The sequence below is a fragment of the Sphingomonas sp. RS6 genome (genome assembly GCF_054489705.1).
This window is the reverse complement of record NZ_JBTMWM010000017.1, coordinates 1-21,031: the sequence shown is the minus strand read 5'-3', so window position 1 is coordinate 21,031 and position 21,031 is coordinate 1. Positions and strand designations below refer to the sequence as shown.

26 protein-coding genes and 1 tRNA gene are annotated in these 21,031 nt (G+C 66.9%); 16 read left to right on the top strand and 11 right to left on the bottom strand.

Annotated elements, in window-relative coordinates:
* Window positions 1-235 precede the first annotated feature (235 nt).
* Entirely contained in the window at window positions 236-1,210 is a 975-nt protein-coding gene (gene trhO / locus ACX40Y_RS18090) for an oxygen-dependent tRNA uridine(34) hydroxylase TrhO (RefSeq protein ID WP_459120970.1), read from the bottom strand.
* Window positions 1,211-1,289: 79 nt separating this feature from the next.
* On the opposite strand from trhO, the gene thrC reads away from it, so the two are divergent.
* Together thrC and ACX40Y_RS18080 are read left to right on the top strand one after the other, a co-directional pair.
* The gene (gene thrC / locus ACX40Y_RS18085; RefSeq protein ID WP_459120969.1) at window positions 1,290-2,681 is read left to right on the top strand and encodes a threonine synthase; all 1,392 of its coding nucleotides are present in this window, start codon (window positions 1,290-1,292) and stop codon (window positions 2,679-2,681) included.
* Window positions 2,678-3,547, top strand: a complete 870-nt coding sequence (locus tag ACX40Y_RS18080) for a class I SAM-dependent methyltransferase (RefSeq protein WP_459120968.1) — start codon at window positions 2,678-2,680, stop codon at window positions 3,545-3,547. The genes thrC and ACX40Y_RS18080 overlap by 4 nt, the downstream gene beginning before the upstream one ends.
* 34 nt (window positions 3,548-3,581) lie before the next feature.
* Here the strand turns inward: ACX40Y_RS18080 and ACX40Y_RS18075 are convergent, their stop codons facing one another.
* The 6 genes from ACX40Y_RS18075 to ykgO all read right to left on the bottom strand — a co-directional run bounded on the left by ACX40Y_RS18075 (window position 3,582) and on the right by ykgO (window position 6,725).
* A complete protein-coding gene (locus tag ACX40Y_RS18075) occupies window positions 3,582-3,905 on the bottom strand; it encodes a UrcA family protein (protein WP_459120967.1) in 324 nt (107 codons plus the stop codon).
* A 69-nt stretch (window positions 3,906-3,974) separates the two neighbouring features.
* On the bottom strand, window positions 3,975-4,505 hold the full coding sequence (locus ACX40Y_RS18070; protein WP_459120966.1) for a hypothetical protein: 531 nt from the start codon (window positions 4,503-4,505) through the stop codon (window positions 3,975-3,977).
* A gap of 153 nt (window positions 4,506-4,658) precedes the next feature.
* Window positions 4,659-5,297, bottom strand: coding sequence for a hypothetical protein (locus ACX40Y_RS18065; RefSeq protein ID WP_459120965.1), 639 nt, complete (start codon window positions 5,295-5,297; stop codon window positions 4,659-4,661).
* On the bottom strand, window positions 5,294-5,566 hold the full coding sequence (locus ACX40Y_RS18060; protein WP_459120964.1) for a PadR family transcriptional regulator: 273 nt from the start codon (window positions 5,564-5,566) through the stop codon (window positions 5,294-5,296). Before ACX40Y_RS18060 ends, ACX40Y_RS18065 begins: the two co-directional genes overlap by 4 nt.
* A 401-nt stretch (window positions 5,567-5,967) precedes the next feature.
* Complete coding sequence (locus ACX40Y_RS18055; protein ID WP_459120963.1) at window positions 5,968-6,588, bottom strand: HAD family hydrolase; 621 nt, start codon at window positions 6,586-6,588, stop codon at window positions 5,968-5,970.
* Between the two features lie 11 nt (window positions 6,589-6,599).
* Window positions 6,600-6,725: a type B 50S ribosomal protein L36 gene (gene ykgO / locus ACX40Y_RS18050; RefSeq protein WP_010543750.1), complete on the bottom strand. Its 126-nt coding sequence runs from the start codon at window positions 6,723-6,725 to the stop codon at window positions 6,600-6,602.
* Window positions 6,726-6,950: 225 nt separating this feature from the next.
* Here ykgO and ACX40Y_RS18045 point away from each other — a divergent pair, with 225 nt between their 5' ends.
* From ACX40Y_RS18045 to ACX40Y_RS18035, 3 genes are read left to right on the top strand one after another with little or no spacing between them, the layout of a single operon-like run.
* Entirely contained in the window at window positions 6,951-7,571 is a 621-nt protein-coding gene (locus ACX40Y_RS18045) for a DUF4136 domain-containing protein (RefSeq protein ID WP_459120962.1), read from the top strand.
* Window positions 7,568-8,686: a M14 family metallopeptidase gene (locus tag ACX40Y_RS18040; RefSeq protein ID WP_459120961.1), complete on the top strand. Its 1,119-nt coding sequence runs from the start codon at window positions 7,568-7,570 to the stop codon at window positions 8,684-8,686. The genes ACX40Y_RS18045 and ACX40Y_RS18040 overlap by 4 nt, the downstream gene beginning before the upstream one ends.
* Entirely contained in the window at window positions 8,683-9,144 is a 462-nt protein-coding gene (locus ACX40Y_RS18035; protein ID WP_459120960.1) for a GNAT family N-acetyltransferase, read from the top strand. The genes ACX40Y_RS18040 and ACX40Y_RS18035 overlap by 4 nt, the downstream gene beginning before the upstream one ends.
* Window positions 9,145-9,163: 19 nt before the next feature.
* Here ACX40Y_RS18035 and ACX40Y_RS18030 read toward each other — a convergent pair whose 3' ends face one another.
* The 4 genes from ACX40Y_RS18030 to ACX40Y_RS18015 all read right to left on the bottom strand — a co-directional run bounded on the left by ACX40Y_RS18030 (window position 9,164) and on the right by ACX40Y_RS18015 (window position 12,217).
* Window positions 9,164-9,379, bottom strand: a complete 216-nt coding sequence (locus tag ACX40Y_RS18030; protein ID WP_459120959.1) for a hypothetical protein — start codon at window positions 9,377-9,379, stop codon at window positions 9,164-9,166.
* A gap of 101 nt (window positions 9,380-9,480) precedes the next feature.
* Complete coding sequence (locus ACX40Y_RS18025) at window positions 9,481-10,098, bottom strand: response regulator transcription factor (protein ID WP_459120958.1); 618 nt, start codon at window positions 10,096-10,098, stop codon at window positions 9,481-9,483.
* A complete protein-coding gene (locus tag ACX40Y_RS18020; protein ID WP_459120971.1) occupies window positions 10,095-11,702 on the bottom strand; it encodes a PAS domain-containing sensor histidine kinase in 1,608 nt (535 codons plus the stop codon). Before ACX40Y_RS18020 ends, ACX40Y_RS18025 begins: the two co-directional genes overlap by 4 nt.
* 179 nt (window positions 11,703-11,881) lie before the next feature.
* Window positions 11,882-12,217, bottom strand: coding sequence for a response regulator (locus ACX40Y_RS18015; protein ID WP_459120957.1), 336 nt, complete (start codon window positions 12,215-12,217; stop codon window positions 11,882-11,884).
* A gap of 301 nt (window positions 12,218-12,518) precedes the next feature.
* Here ACX40Y_RS18015 and ACX40Y_RS18010 point away from each other — a divergent pair, with 301 nt between their 5' ends.
* From ACX40Y_RS18010 to ACX40Y_RS17960, 11 genes are all read left to right on the top strand, one after another.
* Window positions 12,519-13,631: an S-(hydroxymethyl)glutathione dehydrogenase/class III alcohol dehydrogenase gene (locus ACX40Y_RS18010; RefSeq protein WP_459120956.1), complete on the top strand. Its 1,113-nt coding sequence runs from the start codon at window positions 12,519-12,521 to the stop codon at window positions 13,629-13,631.
* A gap of 14 nt (window positions 13,632-13,645) precedes the next feature.
* Window positions 13,646-14,029 (top strand): VOC family protein, encoded by a 384-nt coding sequence (locus tag ACX40Y_RS18005; RefSeq protein WP_459120955.1) that lies wholly within the window; start codon window positions 13,646-13,648, stop codon window positions 14,027-14,029.
* Window positions 14,029-14,865, top strand: a complete 837-nt coding sequence (gene fghA, locus ACX40Y_RS18000) for an S-formylglutathione hydrolase (RefSeq protein WP_459120954.1) — start codon at window positions 14,029-14,031, stop codon at window positions 14,863-14,865. The genes ACX40Y_RS18005 and fghA overlap by 1 nt, the downstream gene beginning before the upstream one ends.
* Before the next feature lie 59 nt (window positions 14,866-14,924).
* Window positions 14,925-15,845 (top strand): TraB/GumN family protein, encoded by a 921-nt coding sequence (locus ACX40Y_RS17995; protein WP_459120953.1) that lies wholly within the window; start codon window positions 14,925-14,927, stop codon window positions 15,843-15,845.
* A 48-nt stretch (window positions 15,846-15,893) separates the two neighbouring features.
* Window positions 15,894-16,379, top strand: a complete 486-nt coding sequence (locus tag ACX40Y_RS17990; RefSeq protein ID WP_459120952.1) for a DUF1440 domain-containing protein — start codon at window positions 15,894-15,896, stop codon at window positions 16,377-16,379.
* Between the two features lie 115 nt (window positions 16,380-16,494).
* The gene (locus tag ACX40Y_RS17985; RefSeq protein ID WP_459120951.1) at window positions 16,495-18,678 is read left to right on the top strand and encodes a sodium-translocating pyrophosphatase; all 2,184 of its coding nucleotides are present in this window, start codon (window positions 16,495-16,497) and stop codon (window positions 18,676-18,678) included.
* A 270-nt stretch (window positions 18,679-18,948) separates the two neighbouring features.
* Entirely contained in the window at window positions 18,949-19,167 is a 219-nt protein-coding gene (gene infA / locus ACX40Y_RS17980; protein ID WP_003049127.1) for a translation initiation factor IF-1, read from the top strand.
* A gap of 13 nt (window positions 19,168-19,180) precedes the next feature.
* The gene (locus ACX40Y_RS17975) at window positions 19,181-19,750 is read left to right on the top strand and encodes a Maf family protein (protein WP_459120950.1); all 570 of its coding nucleotides are present in this window, start codon (window positions 19,181-19,183) and stop codon (window positions 19,748-19,750) included.
* Window positions 19,743-20,693 carry a ribonuclease gene (locus ACX40Y_RS17970; RefSeq protein ID WP_459120949.1) on the top strand — a complete coding sequence of 317 codons (951 nt, stop codon included), beginning with the start codon at window positions 19,743-19,745 and terminating at the stop codon, window positions 20,691-20,693. Before ACX40Y_RS17975 ends, ACX40Y_RS17970 begins: the two co-directional genes overlap by 8 nt.
* Window positions 20,694-20,698: 5 nt before the next feature.
* Window positions 20,699-20,881, top strand: coding sequence for a DNA gyrase inhibitor YacG (locus tag ACX40Y_RS17965; RefSeq protein ID WP_459120948.1), 183 nt, complete (start codon window positions 20,699-20,701; stop codon window positions 20,879-20,881).
* Window positions 20,882-20,912: 31 nt separating this feature from the next.
* A tRNA-Phe gene (locus ACX40Y_RS17960) sits at window positions 20,913-20,988 on the top strand.
* Window positions 20,989-21,031: the final 43 nt, after the last annotated feature.

Sequence of the window (21,031 nt, the reverse complement as noted above, 5' to 3'; positions counted from 1 at the left end):
GAAAAGACATCCCAAGATTGCAAAGGTTAAGCCTATCCAGCGAACGATGTTCGCTAACGGCGAAAGATCTTTCTGTGGCGTCATCCCGCGCTCATAGGCGACTGCTGAAGCGTCCGCAATCGGAGCGTTAGCCGCCATCGCCGCGCCACATGAACGAACGGCCGCTTTCGCGCGCTGCGGCGCGCGTCCTTGATGTCCGCCTTTGGGCGCTAGCCGCCTCACCCCCGGCCGTCCATCAGCCCTCCCCCTCGTCCACCGGATACACCTTCCCCACATGGCTCTCACCCCGCGTGGCGGCGAAGCACTCCTGCCGCTGCCGTTCGCGGTAGCGCTCGCGGTCCTCGTCGCTACGCTCGGCATGGCACGCCGCGCAGCTCACCCCCTCCTCGAACAGCGGCGAGCGGCGATCCTCCGCGCTCACCGGGCGGCGGCAGGCATGGCATAGCCCATAGCTGCCCGGCGCCAGCCCGTGCGCCACCGTCACCCGCTGGTCGAACACGAAGCATTCGCCCTCCCACAGGCTCTGATCCGCCGGCACCTTCTCCAGATAGTTGAGGATGCCGCCCTTCAGGTGGAACACGTCCTCCACCCCCTCGGACTTGAGGAAGGCGGTCGATTTCTCGCAGCGGATACCGCCGGTGCAGAACATCGCCACCTTCGGCGCCGCCTCGCCCTTCCCCAACAGTTCCTCGCGATGCGCGCGGAACCAGTCGGGGAAGTCGCGGAAGCTCCTGGTCTTCGGGTCGATCGCGCCGCGGAACGTGCCCGCCGCCACTTCGTAATCGTTGCGCGTATCGATCACGATCGTGTTCGGATCGGCGATCAGTGCGTTCCAGTCTTCAGGCGAGACATAGGTGCCCACCCTCGCCAGCGGATCGATGTCCGGCTGGCCCATCGTCACGATCTCGCGCTTGCGCCGCACCTTCAGCCGGTAAAAGGGCTGCGCCGCCGCGCGCGAATATTTGACGTCGAGCCCCTCGCACCCCGGCAGGCCGCGGATATGCGCCACCACCGCCGCAATCGCCTCGTCGCTCCCCGCGATCGTGCCGTTCACGCCCTCGCGCGCGAGCAGCAGCGTGCCCTTCACGCCGCGCCCGCAGCACAGGGTTGCCAGCGGCCCCTGCACCGTCGCCGGATCCTCGAACCGGGTGAACTGGTAAAGCGCCGCCACACAGATCGGCAGCGCGGCATGATCCGCGGGGTCGTCCATCGTCGCGCCTCTAGCGCCATTCGCCCCCCAAGCACAGCTATCTTGTCGCGCCCGCCCCTGCCGGGTAACGCGATCGGCCATGCAGTATCACAGCACCCGCGGCGCCGCGCCCTTGCTGGGCTTTCGGGACGTCACCCTCACCGGCCTCGCCAGCGATGGCGGCCTTTATGTCCCGAGCGAATGGCCCACCTTCTCGGCCGGGGACATCGCCGCGATGCGGGGCCTCTCCTATGTCGAGACGGCGGTGCGCGTCATGCTGCCCTTCGTCACGCCGGGCCTCTCCGAAGACGAGCTCCGCCAGCTCTGCACCCAGGCCTATGGCCGCTTCGCCCATGCCGCGGTGACGCCGCTCGTCCAGATCGACCAGCAGCACTGGCTGCTCGAACTGTTCCACGGCCCCACCCTCGCCTTCAAGGACGTCGCGCTCCAGCTGCTCGGCCTGTTGTTCGAGAAGTTCCTGGCCGGCACCAGCCAGCACCTCACCATCGTCGGCGCCACCTCGGGCGACACCGGCAGCGCCGCGATCGACGCGGTGGCGGGGCGCATCGGCGTCGACATCTTCATGCTCCACCCGCAGGGCCGCGTGTCGGACGTGCAGCGCCGCCAGATGACTACGGTGCTCGCCCCCAACGTCCACAACATCGCGATCGAAGGCAGCTTCGACGATGCCCAGGCGCTGGTGAAGGCGATGTTCAACGATGCCGACTTCTCGGGCCGCTTCCAGCTGAGCGCGGTCAATTCGATCAACTGGGCGCGGCTGATGGCCCAGGTCGTCTATTATTTCTACGCCGCCGTCCGCCTCGGCGCGCCCGAGCGGCCGGTCGCCTTCTCGGTGCCGACCGGCAATTTCGGCGACGTGTTCGCGGGCTATGTCGCCGCCCGCATGGGCTTGCCGGTGGCAAAGCTGGTCGTCGCAACCAACGTCAACGACATTCTCCACCGCGCGCTCTCCGCCGGCGACTATTCGGCGGGCACCGTCACGCCCACCGCCGCGCCGTCGATGGACATCCAGGTCAGCTCGAACTTCGAACGCCTGCTCGCCGATCTGGCCGGCGCGCCCATCGCCGATCAGATGCGCGGCTTCGAGGCGACCCGCGCGATGCAGCTCACCAACGCCCAGCGCGAAGGCGCCTCCAAGCTGTTCACCAGCGACGCGATCGATGCGAACGGCATGAACGAGGCGATGCGCTGGGCCTGTGCCGAAGCCGCGCAGGTGATCGACCCGCACACCGCGATCGGCTTGGCCGCCGCCCAGCGCGCCGGCCTGCCCGCCGACGTGCCGGTCGTCACCCTCGCCACCGCCCATCCGGCCAAGTTCCGCGACGCAGTGGAGCGCGCCACCGGCATGCGCCCGCAAGTGCCCGGCCGCATCGGCGACCTGTTCGAGCGGCAGGAGCGCTATGATACGCTGCCCGCCGAATTCGGCGCGATCACCGGCTATATCGCCGAGCGCGCCCGCGCCCGGGCATGAAGCTCGTCACCCTCACCGGCGAACCCTGGGGCGATTACGGCCTGGTCGATTCAGGGCACGGCCGCAAGCTGGAGCGCTACGGCGCCTATCGCTTCATCCGCCCCGAGCCCCAGGCAATGTGGGCGCCCGCGTCCGAGAACTGGGACGCGCATGCCGAATTCGTCCCCGGCTCGGACGAGGATGGCGGCGGCCGCTGGGAGTATCTGAAACCCGTGCCCCGCGAGGGCTGGCCGCTGGCGTGGCGCGAGGTTCGCTTCACCGCCCAGACCACGCCCTTCCGCCATCTCGGCTTCTTCCCGGACATGGCACCGGTATGGGACTGGATGCGCGGTCGCATCGAGGGCATGGACAGCCCTGAATGCATGAACCTGTTCGGCTATACCGGCGTCGGCTCGCTCGCGCTGGCGGCGGCGGGGGCGAAGGTGACGCATGTCGATGCCTCGAAGAAATCGGTGATGGAGGGCAAGGCCAACGCCGTGCTCTCCGGCATGACCGACAAGCCGATCCGCTGGATGATCGACGACGCGATGAAATTCACCGCGCGCGAGGTGCGCCGGGGACGGCGCTATGACGGCATCATCCTCGATCCCCCCAAATGGGGCCGCGGCCCCAATGGCGAGGTGTGGAAGCTGGAGGAAGGCCTGCCATCGCTGATCGACGACGTGGCCAGGCTGCTCGACGCGAATTCGCGCTTCCTGTTCCTCACCGTCTACGCGGTGCGCCTGTCGGCGCTGGCGATCGGCGAGCTCGTCCGCCAGGCGATGGCGGACAAGGGCGGCACCGTCGAGGCTGGCGAGCTGACCGTGCGCGAAGAGGCGCGCGGGCTGGAACTGCCGACGGCGATTTTTGCGCGGTGGTCGCGCTAGCCTCGGACGTCGGCAAGAGTCCGCGCACGCCCTTTCACTCCGCGCGCTTGCCCGCCTGGTAGGCCCTTCGTACCGACGCGGGCATGCGCTGCGCCAACAGAATGGCGGCGGCGCCCGAGCAATGACGTTTGCTCGCCAAGTGCGCATCGAACCTAGTCTGCGGGTCCATTGGGTCATAGGCTTGGCAAAAGGCGTTTGCAGCATGCGTCACCCGCGCAGCGAGGGCGGCCCTCCCCGCCCTCGTCTGAAGGGGCAGATCGCCATAGGCGACCGACATGCGAAGCGGCATGGTTGCCGGCGCGAGGGGCAGGGCGCACGCGGACAGCAGCGCGGCGCAAGGAAGCACCAGCAACTTCATCGTTTCTCTCCAGATTCAAAGGACGGTCGACCGCCGTCGCGACGCGCGCGGACCTCCCCCGGCAGGATTTCAGGGCAGGCGCTTGAAATGGAACTCGCGGACGAAGGGCGCGCCGCTGGCATCCACCGCAGCGGCCGACTCGGTCATCTCGCGTCCATCGGCGGAGACGACATAGACCCGAACCGAGCCCAGCATCTGCTTCTTGGCCAGTCCCATCACCAGCACGTTCGGCGCTGGCGAGCGGAAGGCGGCGCTATCCGCCTCGGACAGGTCCCCCTCGCCGGGAGCGGCGGCGCCGTCGCGGCGATAGCGCACGGCCATGTGGCGGACACTGCCGTCGGGCGCGGTGATGTCGACGGTCGTTCGCCATTGCTCCGCGCCGACCGGCTCGAACGTGAAGCGAACCCGCTTGGGCGGCGGACCGTACTTATCCGGCATGCGGGTGAGGTCGAGCTCCCACGCCCCGGCGAACGGCGACGAGGCCGCTGCCGCTCCTGCCAACACGGGCTCGTCGGGGCGAGGTGCTGCACTTGCCGTCATGGCGAGGAGGATGGTCACTGCCGCACCGGCAAGGATGGGATGCGCAAAGGACAGTCGCATGGCTTCTTCTCCTCAAGTCCCGGGATCAGCCCCGGTTTTTGTCGCGATCACGTGTCGCGTCACGGCACCGCGCAGGCGCGCGGTCTCGGGTTCCGGGGCGGTGCGCTCCGAAATGGTCTCAGCGAAAGAAGTCGTCCGTTCGGTCGTGGGCGCTTACCGCGCCTGCGCTCGCCCGCTCGATAGCTGCACATGCCACCGCGCGACGGCCACGATCGTGGCTAGTTCGATGGCGAGTACCGTGCCTTGCAGCACCACCTGGCGCCCATCGAGGAACAGCGCCGCCATGAACAGGATCAGGGTGATCGTCGCGGCGAGGCAGATGCTGCCCCAGCGAGTCGCACCGGCCCAGTCGCGCTCCAGCGTAAGCCAGCCCACGCGCAGATGGCCGAGCCCGATCATCGCCTGCAGCAAGGCTAGCGCCGGGATCGCGGCCTGGTAGACACCCGGCAGCAGGTCCTGTCGGGGACTGCGTTCCAGTAGCGCGCCCGCCAGCCCGTGCTGGTCCGGATAGAGATAGGGCAGGCCAAACAGCGCACAGCCGATTTGCAGCGCGGCCATCGGCAGCACCATGCCTAGCACCAGCGCGTAGCTCGTGAGGAGCAAATGCCCCTGCTCGCCCGTAAACATCCTTCGCGACGCCGCCGTAAGGCAGCCGAGCGCGAACGGCAGCGCCTCCCCCGCCGCCGCCGCTTCGTCGAGCTCCGCCTCCATGGCCGCTGCCCATTCGACATGGCGTTCGCCGAGGCAGGCTCTGGCCAGCCGCAGCAGGCCCCGAGCGACGAAGAGGATCATGCGAGTGCTCCCTTGAACGGCCGTTCGGCGATGGTGTCGGCGGGCTCCCGCGCCAGCGCATAACCAGCGCCGGTCAATCGGTAGGCATGGCGGGCGGGCCGTCCCGGCTGCGCAGGCTCGCGCCACTCGGCCTCTACGAGCCCCTGTTCGGTCATCCGCATCAGCAGCGGATAAAGGGTACCGGACAACAGTCCGGTCGCCTTCATCAGCTCATAGCCATGCCGCCAGACATCGCGTTCCTCCGCAAGTACCTGCAGGAGAAGGCGCATCTGCTTCGACGGTTGCCGCTTCCGAACCATGAGCCGAATACAACATATGTAGATTTAAGAGTCAAGCGGAGGGTCTGCTGGGCGGCATTCCTTGAACGAGCTCAATTCGTATCCCATATGTTCTTACCGGCAGGAGACCTGCCCATCGCTCTTTGAACGTGCTGGAAACATGCTTACGGGAATGCATCGTGCGCATTCGCGTGTGAACTTAGCGAATCGCGCGCATGGGTGTGAACTTTGGCAACTTAGCGAGGTCGAAACCGTGCGGCGTGTGCGCCTCGACGCCCGCCGTCATCCCGGCAAAAGTCGGGGTCCCCTTGCAACTCGAACCGGCATGGCGGACGGATCCCGTTCCCGTCAGGATGACAACTTCGACGATTGGAAAGGAAAACCGCCAGCGCTCAGCCGGCAAGCACGCCCAGCCGCACCAGTTCGGCGCGGAACGCCTCGGCGCCGGTGAACACCACGCCGTGAATGCCCTGCGCCCGCGCCGCCTCGACGTTGACCGGCAGGTCGTCGACGAACACCGCGTCGGGGCCGCGCAGGCCGAATCGTTCGAGCGCGAGTGCGTAGATGGCAGGATCGGGCTTCGCCAGCTGCTCGTCGCCGGAAACGACCACGTCCCGGAAGCGGCCGAACAGCCACTCGACCTGCGGCATCCAGTCGCGCCAGAACTCGCCGGAAAAATTGGTGATGCCGAACAGCGGCACGCCCGCCGAATCGAGTTCCTCGACCAGTTCGGCCATGCCGGCGATCGGCGGCCCCAGCTGCTCGGCGAAGCGCGGGCCCCAGAGCGCGATCTTGTCGGCATGCTCCGGGTACAGCGCGCTCAGCTCCGCCGATGTCTCGGCGAAGGGGCGGCCAGCATCATGCTGGAAATGCCATTCCTTGGTGCAGACCTGCGACAAAAACGCATCGAGCGCCTGTTCGCTGTCGAACAGGCGCTCGTATACGCGTCGCGGTTCCCAGGGGAACAGGACGTTGCCGACGTCGAAGATAACGGCGTGCGGCGTCGTCCCCACGCTGGCAGGGCTCAGCCCTGGCGTGCCTTGAAACGCTTCTGCGTCTTGTTGATCACGTAGATCCGGCCACGGCGGCGGATCACGCGGTTGTCGCGGTGCCGCCCCTTGAGCGACTTCAATGAATTGACGATCTTCATGACCGATTCGCTTCTCAAATTATCTGGAATGCCGGAAAAGAGGCGCTCGCCTATAAGCGCGGGGCCGGGAAGTCAAGGCCGGCGGCCGGCATCCCGGCGGAATCGTCGCCCGTCTCCGCCTTCCCGCTTCGCCCGATCGCATTGCCGGACAATGGCCGCGCGGAACCGACTCGACCAGAGCCGGGTTGGAGGGATACACCCGTTGCGCCCGCGAAACAGGAGTGCATGTTCGTGAAGAAGGTTCTGCGTTTTGCCCTGCTCGTCACTGCCCCGGCACTCGCCGCGGGCTGCACCGCCGGTTCCGGCGGTCGCCCGATCGACGTCACCCGCTATCATCTCGGCCAGCCGCTCGAACGGACCACCGTGGTGGTCGAGCCGATGTCAGGGGCGATGGACGTCAGCCCCGAATATCAGCTCTACGCCGATGCGGTGAAGGCCGAGCTCGAACGGCTCGGCTATGTGCCGGCGACGAGCGACCGCCCGGCCGGCTATCTCGCCACCGTGTCGTTCACCCGCACCTCGCGCGGCGTGATCCAGGATCCCCCGCCGGTGTCGATCGGCCTGGGCGGCGGCAGCTTCAGCGGCGGGCGTCGCGGCGGCGGCGTGGGAATCGGCGGCGATGTCTCGTTCGGCGTCGGCAAGGGCAAGCGGCGCGAAATCCTCGTCTCGCAGCTTTGGGTGCAGCTCCGCCGCCGCGCCGGCGAGAGCGTGATTTGGGAAGGGCGCGCCGAAACCACGGGCGTCGGCACCAAGGAAAATCAGCCCGCCGCCACCGCCCGCCGGCTCGCGGCGGCGCTGTTCAAGGACTTCCCCGGCGAGTCCGGTATCACTACGACGGTCAAATGAGCATTCAGATCAACGCCGCGTTCGATAGCGGCAACATCCGCGTGGTCGCCGTCGAGGGCGATCGGGTCGACCTCGAAATCGTCCTCGACCACCAGTCGGACTTTTTCCAGTGGTTCCACTTCCGCGTCGCCGGCGCGAAGGGGCGGACGCTTACGTTCCGCATCCTCAATGCGGCCAGCTCGGCCTATCCGTTCGGCTGGCCGGGCTACAAGGCGCGCTGGTCGGCGGACCGCGAATCGTGGCGGATGACCGACACCCGCTATGAAGGCGGCATCCTCAGCTTCACCCACAGCGTCCAGACCGATCTGGTGTGGTTCGCCTATTTTGCGCCCTATTCGATGGAGCGGCACCATGATCTCGTCAGCCGCATCGCGCTGGCCGAGGGGGTGACGCACCGCCAGCTGGGCACGACGCTGGACGGCCAGGCGATCGACTGCCTCAGCATGGGCGACGGGCCGAAGCAGGTCTGGCTCTATGCCCGCCAGCATCCGGGCGAGAGCATGGCGGAATGGTGGATGGAAGGCGCGCTGGAATTCCTCACCGATGATGACAATGCGGTGGCGCAGGCACTCCGCAGCAAGGCCACCTTCCACTGCGTGCCCAACATGAACCCCGATGGTTCGCGCCGCGGCCATCTTCGTACCAATGCGGCGGGCGTGAACCTCAACCGCGAATGGCACACGCCGACGCCGGAACGCAGCCCGGAGGTGCTGGCGGTGCGGGGTGCGATGGACGAAACCGGCGTGCATTTCGCCATGGACGTCCACGGCGACGAGGCGATTCCCGCCAACTTCCTCGCCGGCTTCGAGGGCATCCCGAGCTGGACCGACGAGCTCGGCGAAAAATTCTACGAATTCGGCCGTCGCCTCGCGGCGCACACGCCCGATTTCCAGCTCGAACTCGGCTATGACAAATCGCCGCCGGGCAAGGCCAATCTGTCGATGTCGACCAACCAGCTCGCCGAGCGGTTCGGTGCGGTGTCGATGACGCTGGAAATGCCGTTCAAGGACCATGACGCGAATGCCGACCCCGAATTCGGCTGGTCGCCGATCCGCTGCAAGCTGCTCGCCCATGCCTGCCTCGAAACGCTGGCCGGGATGATCGACGAACTGTGATCACGATCCGGGAAGGCGGGCTGGACGAGCCGCAGGTGCAGGATCTGCTGCGCCTGCACGCCTCGGGCATGCTCGCCAACTCGCCCGCCGGGAGCTGCCATTTCCTCGACCTGTCGGGCTTGCAGTCAACCGATGTCAGCTTCTGGAGCGCGTGGGACGGGGCCGACCTGCTCGGCATGGGCGCGCTCAAACAGCTCGATTCAGGGCACGGCGAGGTGAAGTCGATGCGCACCGTGCCGGCCCATCTCGGCAAGGGCGTGGGCGCGGCGCTGCTCGAACACATCATCGCCGTCGCCCGCGGGCGCGGCCTGCGTCGGCTGAGCCTGGAAACCGGCACCGCACCCGCTTTCGCCCCGGCGATCCGCCTCTATACCCGCTACGGCTTCGTCGCCTGCCCGGCATTCGGCAGCTATCGGGACGATGACGCGCACAGCCGTTTCCTCACGCTGGCGCTTTAGCAGCGCCACGCCGCGCGCCTCAGGCGAACAGCGAAAGCGCGCCGCTCTCCAGCGCTTCCGGGATCGGCAACGGCTCGCCCCGGTCATTCTGGTGCGTGGTGGGTTCGGGTACGAGGTTCCACGGCGTCACCAGGGCATCGCACCAGGCGGTGAAAAGGCCGGACGACCAGGCCCGGATATTCTCTTCGGCTTCCGGCAGCATCATCGCCGGCATGGGGTTCGGTTGATCGCGCATCGTCATCTCTCCCGCTTGAGCGTGGCAGATTCCGGTGGTTTTCCGAGTCTGTTTACCTTGTACCACAACGCCGATTCCGATGCACGAGGTTGCAATCGTTTTTAACCGGCACCCATGCCGGCGGCGAACGCGATACGCAGTGCCTCGGACAGGCTTTTGGCGCCGAGTTTCGTCATCACGTTCGCGCGGTGGACCTCTACCGTGCGCGCCGAAATGCCCAGATCATAGGCGATGGTCTTGTTGGGGAAGCCCTGAGCCAACCCTTCCAGCACCTCGCGTTCGCGCACGGTGAGCGCGCCCAGGAGCGTTTCGGCGTCGGCGGCGCGGGATTTCACGTCGTCGGCGGCGTCCAGCCGCTCGAAACCGCGATTGATCGCATCGATCAATGCACCGCTCTCCATCGGCTTTTCGAGGAAGTCGACCGCGCCCGCCTTCATCGCCTTTACCGCCAGCGAGACGTCGCCATGCCCCGTGAGGACGATCACCGGCAGCGCGATGCCGCGCGCGTGCAGTTCCTGCTGCACCTCCAGCCCGTCCATTTCGGGCATGCGAACATCAAGCAGCACGCACCCGGGCTCGACATGCCGGACCTCGCGCAGAAAGGCAACGCCCGACGGCCAGGTCTGCACGGCGAAGCCCGAGGTCTTGAGCATGAAGCTCGCCGAACGGCGGACGCCGTCCTCGTCGTCGACGATATGGACAAGGCGTTTCTCGGTCACGGCTCGGATCCTTCCTCTACTTGAACCAGGGTGAAGTGAAAGCAGGTGCCTCCGCCGGCACGTGGCTCCAGCCAGATGCGCCCGCCATTGGCCTCCACGATCGTGCGGCAGATCGAGAGGCCCAGGCCCATGCCGTCGGGCTTGGTGCTGTTGAACGCGCGGAAAAGATCGTCGGCAACCGCCGGCGCAACGCCCGGCCCGGTGTCCGCGACGGTCACACGGACAAAGCCCGCCGCGTCGGGCGTGCTCGATACGGTCAGCAGCCGCTCGTCCGATTCGGCCATCGCTTCGATCGCGTTGCGCATCAGATTGATCAACACCTGCTGGATCTGGACGCGATCGACAAGCACCGGCGGGCCTTCGGGATCGAGATCGAAGCGCGCGACCACGCCCTTTTCGCGCGCGCCGATCAGCGCGAGCTTCGACGCTTCCTCGACGAGATCGGGCAGGTTCTCGACACTCTTCTCCACCTCGCCGCGCGCGACGAATTCGCGAAGCCGCCGGACGATCACCCCGGCCCGCAGCGCTTCCTGCGTCGCATCGGCCAGTGCCTCGCGGATCATCGGCAGATCTTCGGGATCGCCCGCATCGACCAGATTGCCGACTCCTCGGACATAATTGACCACTGCGGTAATCGGCTGATTCAGCTCGTGCGCGAGCGTCGACGCCATCGTCCCCATCGCGCTGACCCGCGCGGCATGGAGCAGGCCCGAGCGCAGTTCCTCGATCCGCTGTTCGGCGCGCTGCTTCTCTGTCAGGTCGCGGATGAAGCCGGTGAACACCCGCTCGCCATCGGTGATCGCCTCGCCCACCGACAATTCCATCGGAAAGGTGGATCCGTCGCGGCGCAGGCCCACCACCGTGCGCCCCGTGCCGATGATCCGCCGCTCGCCGGTCTCGAGATAGCGGCGAATATAGCCGTCGTGGCGGGAACTGTCCGAACGCGGCATCAGCATCGCGATATTCGATCCGACCACTTCGGCCTCGCGATAACCGAACAACCGCTCGGCCGCCGCACTGAACGAAAGGATGCTGCCGCGCTCGTCGATGATCACCATCGCGTCAAGCACGGTCGCCAGGATCGAGCGCAGGTGATTGGCGCTGGCCGACACCTGCCGTTCGCTCGCGCGCTGTTCGGTGATGTCGCGGATCACCTTGCCGAACCCGCGCAGCGCACCGTCCGGCCCGCGAAGCGGGGTAATCAGCACCTGGGCGAGAAATTCGGTGCCATCCTTGCGGACCCGCCAGTCCTCTTCCTCGAACTTGCCCTCGCGCAGCGCATGGGCGAGATCGGCTTGCGGCTTGCCTGCCGCCACCGCCGCCGCCGGATAAAAGGCGCTCATGTCGCGGCCGAGCACTTCGTCTTCGCGCCAGCCCTTCAGCCGTCGCGCGCCTTCGTTCCAGAACGACACCCGCCCCGCCGGATCGAGCGTATAGATCGCATAGCCGACCGCGCCGTCGATCAACAGGTTGAGCTCCGCCGCCAGTTCGTCTGCAAGATCGGCGCGCCGCCGGAGATCGGCTTCGTTTGCTAGCAACAATCGCCGCAGCGCGCGGATATAGACGACGGCACCCAGCGCGACGCAGGCGAGCAGCGCCAGCATGCCGCTGACCACCCAGCGCTCGCCATCGGGAAGCCGCCGCCCGATCGCAAGCGCCACCAGTGCCAGCAACGCCAGGGAAGCGGCGGCCGCAGCCTCGCCGACATGGATGCGCAATCTGCGGCTCCGCGGCCGGCGGGTTTCAGTCCTGGCGATTGGGGTCGGTTCGCCTTCCGGCGGCGTCATCGTGCGAGTGCGCCGAGCACTTCGAGCCGGCCCAGCGGTTTTTTGACGACGGCAGTGAATCCCGATTCGCGCGCATCGGCATCGAGTTCGTCGCGACTGGCCTCGGCGATCAACACCGCCTTGCCGCGCCACCCGCGTTCGACGAAGCCTCGCAACAAACCCACTCCCTCACCGTCCGACAGCCGCCGCGCAACGAACATCACCCTGAACTGGGCGATCATCGCTTCTGCCGCGGATGCCGCGGAAGAAAAAGCACGCACGTCAAATCCACTGCCGTGCAATAGCAGCTGCAACGTACGCCGCGAAGCATCTTCCGAATCGACGATCAGCACCGAAGGGCGTGGCTGCCCCGGATCATTGTCCGCGATGCCCGCTGCGGCCCCGGGCATCACTGCCCGCACCCGGCAACGGGCCCGATACGCTGGGCGCCGCGCGCGGCGGCGATGACGATCGACGGATCGGGGCCTGAACGAATGCACATGGAAAGGCATGATAGCCAGAACGGCGCGCCGCGAGATTGGGATTGCTACGTATAGATTCGAAGGCTCGCGCCGCCCTGCCGCCGAAGATTGCATTGCAACGCGCGGGCGATTGCGAGATCAGGCCCCCAAATAGTTACAGGAGCATCCGTCCATGAAAACCCGCGCCGCCGTCGCCTTTGAAGCGAAACAGCCGCTGGAGATCGTCGAACTCGATCTGGAGGGCCCGAAGCCCGGCGAAGTGCTGGTCGAGATCATGGCCACCGGCATCTGCCACACCGATGCCTATACGCTCGACGGCCTCGATTCGGAGGGGCTGTTCCCCTCGGTGCTCGGCCATGAAGGCGCCGGCATCGTCCGCGAGGTCGGCGCCGGCGTCACCAGCGTGAAGCCGGGCGACCATGTGATCCCGCTCTACACGCCCGAATGCCGCCAGTGTAAGTCGTGCCTCAGCGGCAAGACCAACCTGTGCACTGCGATCCGCGCCACCCAGGGCAAGGGGCTGATGCCGGACGGCACCACCCGCTTCAGCTACAAGGGCCAGCCCATCTTCCACTACATGGGCTGCTCGACCTTCTCGAACTTCACCGTGCTGCCCGAGATCGCGGTAGCGAAGATCCGCGAGGACGCACCCTTCCAGACGAGCTGCTATATCGGCTGCGGCGTCACCACCGGCGTCGGCGCGGTGGTCAACACCGCCAAGGTGCAGGTGGGCGAGACCGTGGTGGTGTTCGGCCTGGGCGGCATCGGCCTCAACGTGATCCAGGGTGCGCGGCTGGCGGGTGCGGCCAAGATCATCGGCATCGATATCAACGCCGATCGCGAGGAATGGGGCCGCAAGTTCGGCATGACCGACTTCCTCAACACCAAGGGCATGTCGCGCGAGCAGATCGTCGCCAAGGTGGTCGAACTGACCGATGGCGGCGCCGATTACAGCTTCGATGCCACCGGCAATACCGAGGTGATGCGCACCGCGCTCGAATGCTGCCATCGCGGCTGGGGCGAATCGATCATCATCGGCGTGGCCGAAGCGGGCAAGGAAATCAGCACCCGCCCCTTCCAGCTCGTCACCGGCCGCGTCTGGAAGGGCACCGCGTTCGGCGGCGCCAAGGGCCGGACCGACGTGCCGAAGATCGTCGACTGGTACATGAACGGCAAGATCGCGATTGACCCGATGATTACCCATGTCCTGACGCTGGAAGAAATCAACAAGGGCTTCGACCTGATGCATGCGGGCGAAAGCATCCGCAGCGTCGTCGTCTATTGAGAGGAGAGAACCGCATGTTCAGTCACGTGATGCTCGGCGCCAACGATATCGACGCGTCCAAGGCCTTTTATGACGCCGCGCTCGGCGCGCTGGGGATCGCACCCGGCCGCATCGATCCCAAAGGCCGCGTGCTCTACCTGCACGATGGCGGGCTGTTCATGCTGTCCAAGCCGCTCGATGGCGAGCCGGCGACCTGCGCCAATGGCGGCACGCTCGGCTTCAATGCCGCGAGCACCGAGGCCGCCGATGCCTGGCACGCCGCCGGGCTGGCGCATGGCGGCACGGCGATCGAAAACCCGCCGGGCTGGCGCGAAAATGCGTTCGGGCCGCTTTACCTCGCCTATCTGCGCGATCCCGCCGGCAACAAGATCTGCGCGCTGCATCGCAAGCCGGCCTGATGGAAACGCTGTCCACCAACAAGGCATTCGGCGGCGTTCAGGGCGTGTATCAGCACGCCTCGGATGCCACCGGCGCGCCGATGACCTTTTCGGTCTATGTGCCCCCGCATGAGGACGGCGCGAAGCTGCCGGTGCTCTGGTATCTTTCCGGGCTCACCTGCACCCACGCCAACGTTACGGAAAAGGGCGAGTATCGCCGCGCCTGCGCCGAGGAAGGGGTGATCTTCATCGCCCCCGACACGTCTCCGCGTGGCGCAGGCGTGGCCGACGTGCCCGAATATGATTTCGGCCAGGGCGCCGGCTTCTATGTCGACGCGACCGAGGCGCCCTGGTCGCCGCATTTCCGCATGCGCCGCTATATCGAGGAGGAACTGCCCGCGCTGGTCGCAGCGCAGTTTCCGATGGCTGATATGGGCCGTCAGGGCATCACCGGCCATTCGATGGGCGGGCACGGCGCGCTCACCATCGCGCTGCGCAACCCGGCGCGCTTCCGCAGCGTCTCCGCCTTTGCGCCGATCGTCGCGCCGGCGCAGGTGCCGTGGGGCGAAAAGGCGTTGGCCGGCTATCTGGGCGAGGATCGCGCCGCCTGGCGGGCGTATGATGCGGTCGCGCTGATCGAGGACGGCGCCCGCCTCCCCGAGCTGCTGGTCGATCAGGGCGATGCCGACAATTTCCTCACCGAGCAATTGCGCCCACAGTTGCTGGCGGCGGCATGCGCCGATGCGAACATCCCGCTAACGCTCAGGATGCAGCCAGGCTATGACCATAGCTATTATTTCATCTCGTCGTTCCTCGACGAGCATGTTCGATGGCACGCGGCACGACTGAACGCCTGACGACAACGCACTGGTAACCGGCCGCCGATAGGCCTGCGAGACCAAGGAGCACACACCCAATGACGATCAAGTCCCTGTTCGCCCTCGCCGCTGCGCCGTTCGCGCTGCTCATGGCCCCCGCCGCGCCTGCACAAGTCGCCGCCACGCCCGACAAGGCCGCTGCTGCGACGCGCCCGGCCGATCCCGCGCTCTGGGTGGTCAAGGATGCCGATACCACCATCTATCTGTTCGGCACGGTGCATGTGCTGAAACCGGGGATGCAGTGGTTCGACAGCGCGGTGAAGACGGCGTTCGAAAAGAGCGACGAACTGGTGCTCGAACTGGTCGAGCCCGATCAGGCAACGATGCAGGGGCTGGTGATGAAGATGGCGATGGCGCCGGGCGCCAAGCCGATCGCCGAGCAGCTGCCCGCCGACAAGCGCGAAGCCTATGTGAAGGCGATGGCCGATGTCGGCGTGCCGGCGGCGGCATTCGACATGTTCCAGCCCTGGGTCGCCGGCATCACGCTCAGCGTCGGTGCGCTGCCCAAGCTCGGCTATGATCCCGAAAGCGGCGTTGAAAAGGTGCTGACCGCGGCGGCAAAGGCATCGGGCAAGCCGGTGATTGGGCTGGAGACGCCCGAGCAGCAGCTCGGCTATTTCAGCACGCTCCCCAATCCGTTGCAGATCGCCTTCCTCGCCTCGGCCGTCGACGATTACCCCAAGCTGGGCGACGAGCTGGCGAAGATGATCGACCGCTGGGCCGCCGGTGATCCCGAGGCGCTGGGCAGGATCATGAACGAAGGGATGCGCGAGACGCCCGAACTCGCCAAGATCCTGCTCGCCGATCGCAATGCGCGCTGGGCGAAGTGGATCGAGGGTCGGCTGACCAAGCCCGGCACGGTGTTCCTGGCGGTGGGCGCCGGTCATCTTGCGGGCGCCGACAGCGTCCAGACCTATCTCGCCAAGGATCGGGTGAAGGCCGAGCGCGTTCGGTACTGATCGCGGGCGGCCCGTGCGGGGCCGGCCTGCCGAATGGAGCAGAATTGAATGGCATCCAAGCCCCGTCCCCTGATCGGCCTTGTCGCCGGCGTCGCCGCGGGGCTCGTCGCCTCGGCGGCGATGGCTGCGTTTCAGAACCAGGCAGGCAAGCTGCTGCCGAAGGAAGACCGCCCGGAAGGCGATCCGTCGACGGTGAAGGCCGCCGATGCGATCGCCGAGGCGGCGACAGGCGAGCCGGTGCCGGAGCCGCACCGCGAAGCCTCCGGCCAGGCGGTGCATTATATCGTCGGTGGCGTGCTCGGCGGCATTTACGGCGTGATCACCGAATATCGGCCCGAGGCGGGATCCGGCTTCGGCAGCGCCTATGGCGTGGTCACGTCCGCGCTGCTCGACGAGGGTGCGGTGCCGGCATTGGGGCTGGGCAGCGGCCCTGCCGAGACGCCGGCATCGGTGCACGCCTATGGCGCGGCATCGCATCTCGTCTATGGCTGGGTGCTGGAAGGGGTGCGGCGGATCATCGCCGGCGAGCGCTGAGCCGGCCTAGCGCCTTGCGCGCTACTCCCATTGCTATACGCTTCGACGTTGCGGACGAGATCGGGCAGAACCGGCGCGCGCCGCGACCCGCAACTGCAGGGGAGGATGTCACTCTATGACGATCGTCTATTTCGCCATCGTCTGCGGCCTGATCGCCGTGGCCTATGGCTTCATCACCAGCCAACAGGTGCTGCGTGCACCCGCCGGCAACGCCAAGATGCAGGATATCGCCGCCGCCATCCAGGAAGGGGCCGGAGCCTATCTGACGCGGCAATATACCGCCATCGCCGTGGTCGGCGCTGTCGTCGCCGTCGTGCTGTTCCTCACGCTTGATCTGATCCCCACCATCGGCTTCCTCATCGGCGCGGTCCTGTCCGGCGTGGCCGGTTTCGTCGGCATGAACATCTCGGTCCGCGCCAATGTGCGCACGGCCGAGGCTGCGCGCGGCAGTCTTCAGGGCGGGCTCACCCTCGCCTTCCGATCGGGCGCGATCACCGGCATGCTGGTGGCGGGCCTGGGCCTGCTCTCGATCGCCGTGCTGTTCTGGTATCTGGTCGAGGTGGCGCATCATGCACCGAACGATCGTCTGGTCGTGCTCACCCTCTCCACGCTGGCCTTCGGTGCCTCGCTGATCTCGATCTTCGCGCGGCTGGGCGGCGGCATCTTCACCAAGGCGGCCGATGTCGGCGCCGATCTGGTCGGCAAGGTGGAGGCCGGCATTCCGGAGGACGATCCCCGCAATCCGGCCGTCATCGCGGATAATGTCGGCGACAATGTCGGCGACTGCGCCGGCATGGCTGCCGACCTGTTCGAAACCTATGTGGTGACGCTCGGCCTCACCATGGTGACGATCGCGCTGCTGATGCGTGGGCTGGATGCCGAGCTGCTCACCCGGCTGATGGCGCTGCCGCTGCTGGTCGGCGGCGTGTGCATCCTTACCTCGATCCTCGGCACCTATATGGTCCGCCTGGGTGCCAACCAGTCGATCATGGGCGCGCTCTACAAGGGCTTCTGGACCACCGTGATCCTTGCGGTGCCGGCGATCTACGGCGTCACCCATTACGTACTGGGTGGCAGGATGCAGGACTCGATCGCGTCGCTCGGCGAACCCTCGGCGCTGCTCGACGGCAGCACGCTATCGGCCGACGCGGTCGCAGCCGCCGCAGCGATGCCGAACGTCACCGGCATGGGGCTGTTCCTGTGCATGATGATCGGCCTGGCCGTCACCGGCCTGTTGGTGTGGATCACCGAATATTACACCGGCACCAATTTCCGCCCGGTCAAATCCATCGCCAAGGCATCGGTGACAGGCCATGGCACCAACGTCATCCAGGGCCTCGCGATCAGCCTCGAATCGACCGCGCTGCCCACGCTGGTGATCGTCGTCGCGGTGATAGCCACCTATCAGATCGCCGGCATCCTCGGCGTGGCCTTCGCCGCCACCTCGCTGCTCGCGCTGGCGGGCATGGTCGTCGCGCTCGACGCCTATGGTCCGGTGACCGACAATGCCGGCGGCATTGCCGAGATGGCGGGGCTGGAAGACGAAGTCCGCCACAAGACCGATGCGCTCGATGCGGTGGGCAACACCACCAAGGCGGTGACCAAGGGCTATGCGATCGGCTCGGCGGCGCTGGCGGCGCTGGTGCTGTTCGGCGCTTACACCACCGATCTCGACCATTATCGCGACGCGCTGGGGCTGACCGGGCCGGTCAACTTCTCGCTCTCCAACCCGTATATCATCGTGGGGCTCTTGCTCGGCGCCCTGCTTCCCTATCTGTTCGGCGCGTTCGGCATGACCGCGGTCGGCCGGGCGGCGGGGTCGGTGGTGGAGGATGTCCGCGCGCAGTTCCGCGACAATCCCGGCATCATGGCGGGCACCAGCCGGCCCAATTATGCCCGGACGGTGGACATCGTCACCAAAGCGGCGATCCGCGAGATGATCGTGCCCTCGCTGCTGCCGGTGCTCAGCCCGATCCTCGTCTATTTCCTGATCGCCGCGGTGGCGGGCAAGGAACAGGGCTTCGCCACGGTGGGCGCGATGCTGCTCGGCGTGATCGTCTCCGGGCTGTTCGTCGCCATCTCGATGACCAGCGGCGGCGGCGCCTGGGACAATGCGAAGAAGTATATCGAGGACGGCAATTACGGCGGCAAGGGTAGCGATGCCCATAAGGCCGCGGTCACCGGCGACACGGTGGGTGATCCGTACAAGGATACGGCGGGCCCGGCGGTGAATCCGATGATCAAGATCACCAACATCGTCGCGTTGTTGCTGCTCGCCGCGCTGGCCGGCGGGCATTGAACCAAAGATCCTCCCCGGAACGGGGAGGGGGACCATGCGAAGCATGGTGGAGGGGGATCGCAGCGGGCAAGTCCCTTGTGGAGCACCCCCTCCACCACCGCCTGCGGCGGCGGTCCCCCTCCCCGTGCCGGGGAGGATCTTGTATGCTCAACGTTAAATCCCCACATCCCACACGAAGACGCGCGCCCATGCCGCGCCGCCTTCCCTTTTTCCTTCCAGCGCTGTAAGGGCGACGCACTTTTACGCGCGCTAATCCCTGAGAGGCATTTTTTGGCCAAAGAAGAACTGCTTGAAATGCGTGGACAGGTTGTGGAGCTTCTCCCCAACGCCATGTTCCGCGTCCGGCTCGAGAACGACCATGAGATTCTCGGCCACACCGCCGGCAAGATGCGCAAGAACCGCATCCGTGTGCTGGTGGGCGACGAGGTGCTCGTCGAGCTGACGCCCTACGACCTGACCAAGGGCCGCATCACCTATCGCTTCAAGTAAGCGGGCGCCGCCCATGCGGCTCGTGCTCGCTTCCACTTCGCCCCGCCGGCTCGATCTGCTCACCCGGATTGGCGCGGTGCCTGATCGCATCGCTGCGCCTGACGTGGACGAGGATGTCCGCCCCGGCGAGCTGCCGCGACCCTATGTGCTGCGCGTCGCCACCGCCAAGGCGCATGCGGTCGAGCGTGCCAAGGACGAGATCGTCCTCGCCGGCGACACCACAATCGCGGTCGGCCGCCGCATCCTCGGCAAGCCTGCGGACGAAGCCGATTGGCGCCGGATGCTGGCGCTGCTTTCCGGCCGCCGCCACCATTGCCTCTCCGCGATCTGCGTGATCGGCCCCGACGGCAAGGCCCGCACCCGCGTCTCCGATACCGTCGTCGCGTTCAAGCGCCTGAGCGACGCCGATATCGACTGGTACGTCGCCAGCGGCGAAGGCATGGGCAAGGCGGGCGGCTATGCCATCCAGGGCAAGGCCGAGGCCTTTGTGCGCTTCCTGTCCGGCAGCCATTCGGGCGTGGTCGGCCTGCCGGTGTTCGAGGCCCGCGCGCTGCTGGCCGGCGCCGGCTACCCCCTTGGCTGAGTGGCTGTACGAGGCGGGGATCGGCGAGAACCGCGCCGCCCTCGTTTCGCGTGGGGTGATCTGGCAGGCGCGGATCGACCTCGCCGGCACCCGGCCTCAAGTCGGCGCGATCTGCGCGGCGCGGCTCGCCGATAAATCCACCGGCAAGGTGACACTCGACCAGGGCGGCGAGGCGCTCTGCGATCCGCTCCCCAAGGGCATCACCCAAGGGGCGCCGCTCCGTGTGAAGATCGTCCGCGAGGCGATCCCCGAACCCGGCCGCGCCAAACTCCCCAAAGCCGTCCCCGCTCCCGCCGACGCGCCCTTGGGCGACGGCCCGGATCTGCTCGCCCGAATCACCGCCAGCGGCCAGCCGGTGCGCCAATTGCGTCCCTACGAGGCTGATGCGCTGGAAGAGGCCGGCTGGTCCGAACTGCTCGACGAAGCCTATACCGGCGAGATCGCCTTTCCCGGCGGCGCGCTGCGCATGTCGCCTACGCCGGCGATGACGCTGTTCGATGTCGACGGCTCCGGTCCGCTCGAACCGCTGTCGATCGCCGCCGCACATGCGGTCGCCCGTGCCATGGAGCGATTCGGCATCGGCGGCTCCGTGGGCATCGATTTCCCGACGCTGAGCAGCAAGGCTGCGCGCAATGCCGTGGCGGAAGCAATCGACGCCGCTTTGCCCCAGCCTTTCGAGCGCACTGCGGTGAACGGCTTCGGCTTTCTCCAGATCGTCCGCCGCCGCACCCGTCCCTCGCTGCCCGAGCTGCTCCACGCCGATCCGGTGGGCGCCGCCACCCGCGCCGAACTGCGCCGGCTGGAGCGCCTTCCCCCGCCGGTGCCGCTTACCCATATGGTGGACGAAAGAGTTGCCCGCCGTCTGGCGCGCGAGCCCCATTGGACCGAGACGCTGGCGCGCCGCATGGGCGGTGCGGTCCGGTTCGTGACCCCCAAGGAGTGATCCCCATGCCCCGCGACGCCTGCCCGATCTGCGGCAAGCCCGGCACCGCCGAATTCAAGCCCTTCTGCAGCCGCGGCTGCAAGGATCGCGACCTGCTGCAATGGCTGGGCGAGGGCTATCGCGTGCCCGGCGAGCCCGTCGATCCAAATGCACAATCAGGGCTGGACAGCCACGAATCGCGCGACTAAGACGCGCGCTCCCCGGCGGTTCCGCCGGTGTGCCCAGGTAGCTCAGTTGGTAGAGCATGCGACTGAAAATCGCAGTGTCGGCGGTTCGATTCCGTCCCTGGGCACCATCCACCTCTCCACACAGATCCATGAACGTCCAAAATTGGCGCG

Excerpts from the sequence above, each read along its gene's own strand:
- trhO (WP_459120970.1), bottom strand. The coding sequence starts at position 1,210 with ATGGACGACCCCGCGGATCATGCCGCGCTGCCGATCTGTGTGGCGGCG.
- thrC (WP_459120969.1), top strand. The coding sequence starts at position 1,290 with ATGCAGTATCACAGCACCCGCGGCGCCGCGCCCTTGCTGGGCTTTCGG.
- ACX40Y_RS18080 (WP_459120968.1), top strand. The coding sequence starts at position 2,678 with ATGAAGCTCGTCACCCTCACCGGCGAACCCTGGGGCGATTACGGCCTG.
- ACX40Y_RS18075 (WP_459120967.1), bottom strand. The coding sequence starts at position 3,905 with ATGAAGTTGCTGGTGCTTCCTTGCGCCGCGCTGCTGTCCGCGTGCGCC.
- ACX40Y_RS18070 (WP_459120966.1), bottom strand. The coding sequence starts at position 4,505 with ATGCGACTGTCCTTTGCGCATCCCATCCTTGCCGGTGCGGCAGTGACC.
- ACX40Y_RS18065 (WP_459120965.1), bottom strand. The coding sequence starts at position 5,297 with ATGATCCTCTTCGTCGCTCGGGGCCTGCTGCGGCTGGCCAGAGCCTGC.
- ACX40Y_RS18060 (WP_459120964.1), bottom strand. The coding sequence starts at position 5,566 with ATGCGCCTTCTCCTGCAGGTACTTGCGGAGGAACGCGATGTCTGGCGG.
- ykgO (WP_010543750.1), bottom strand. The coding sequence starts at position 6,725 with ATGAAGATCGTCAATTCATTGAAGTCGCTCAAGGGGCGGCACCGCGAC.
- ACX40Y_RS18045 (WP_459120962.1), top strand. The coding sequence starts at position 6,951 with ATGTTCGTGAAGAAGGTTCTGCGTTTTGCCCTGCTCGTCACTGCCCCG.
- ACX40Y_RS18040 (WP_459120961.1), top strand. The coding sequence starts at position 7,568 with ATGAGCATTCAGATCAACGCCGCGTTCGATAGCGGCAACATCCGCGTG.
- ACX40Y_RS18030 (WP_459120959.1), bottom strand. The coding sequence starts at position 9,379 with ATGCGCGATCAACCGAACCCCATGCCGGCGATGATGCTGCCGGAAGCC.
- ACX40Y_RS18020 (WP_459120971.1), bottom strand. The coding sequence starts at position 11,702 with ATGCTGGCGCTGCTCGCCTGCGTCGCGCTGGGTGCCGTCGTCTATATC.
- ACX40Y_RS18010 (WP_459120956.1), top strand. The coding sequence starts at position 12,519 with ATGAAAACCCGCGCCGCCGTCGCCTTTGAAGCGAAACAGCCGCTGGAG.
- ACX40Y_RS18005 (WP_459120955.1), top strand. The coding sequence starts at position 13,646 with ATGTTCAGTCACGTGATGCTCGGCGCCAACGATATCGACGCGTCCAAG.
- fghA (WP_459120954.1), top strand. The coding sequence starts at position 14,029 with ATGGAAACGCTGTCCACCAACAAGGCATTCGGCGGCGTTCAGGGCGTG.
- ACX40Y_RS17995 (WP_459120953.1), top strand. The coding sequence starts at position 14,925 with ATGACGATCAAGTCCCTGTTCGCCCTCGCCGCTGCGCCGTTCGCGCTG.
- ACX40Y_RS17990 (WP_459120952.1), top strand. The coding sequence starts at position 15,894 with ATGGCATCCAAGCCCCGTCCCCTGATCGGCCTTGTCGCCGGCGTCGCC.
- ACX40Y_RS17985 (WP_459120951.1), top strand. The coding sequence starts at position 16,495 with ATGACGATCGTCTATTTCGCCATCGTCTGCGGCCTGATCGCCGTGGCC.
- ACX40Y_RS17975 (WP_459120950.1), top strand. The coding sequence starts at position 19,181 with ATGCGGCTCGTGCTCGCTTCCACTTCGCCCCGCCGGCTCGATCTGCTC.
- ACX40Y_RS17965 (WP_459120948.1), top strand. The coding sequence starts at position 20,699 with ATGCCCCGCGACGCCTGCCCGATCTGCGGCAAGCCCGGCACCGCCGAA.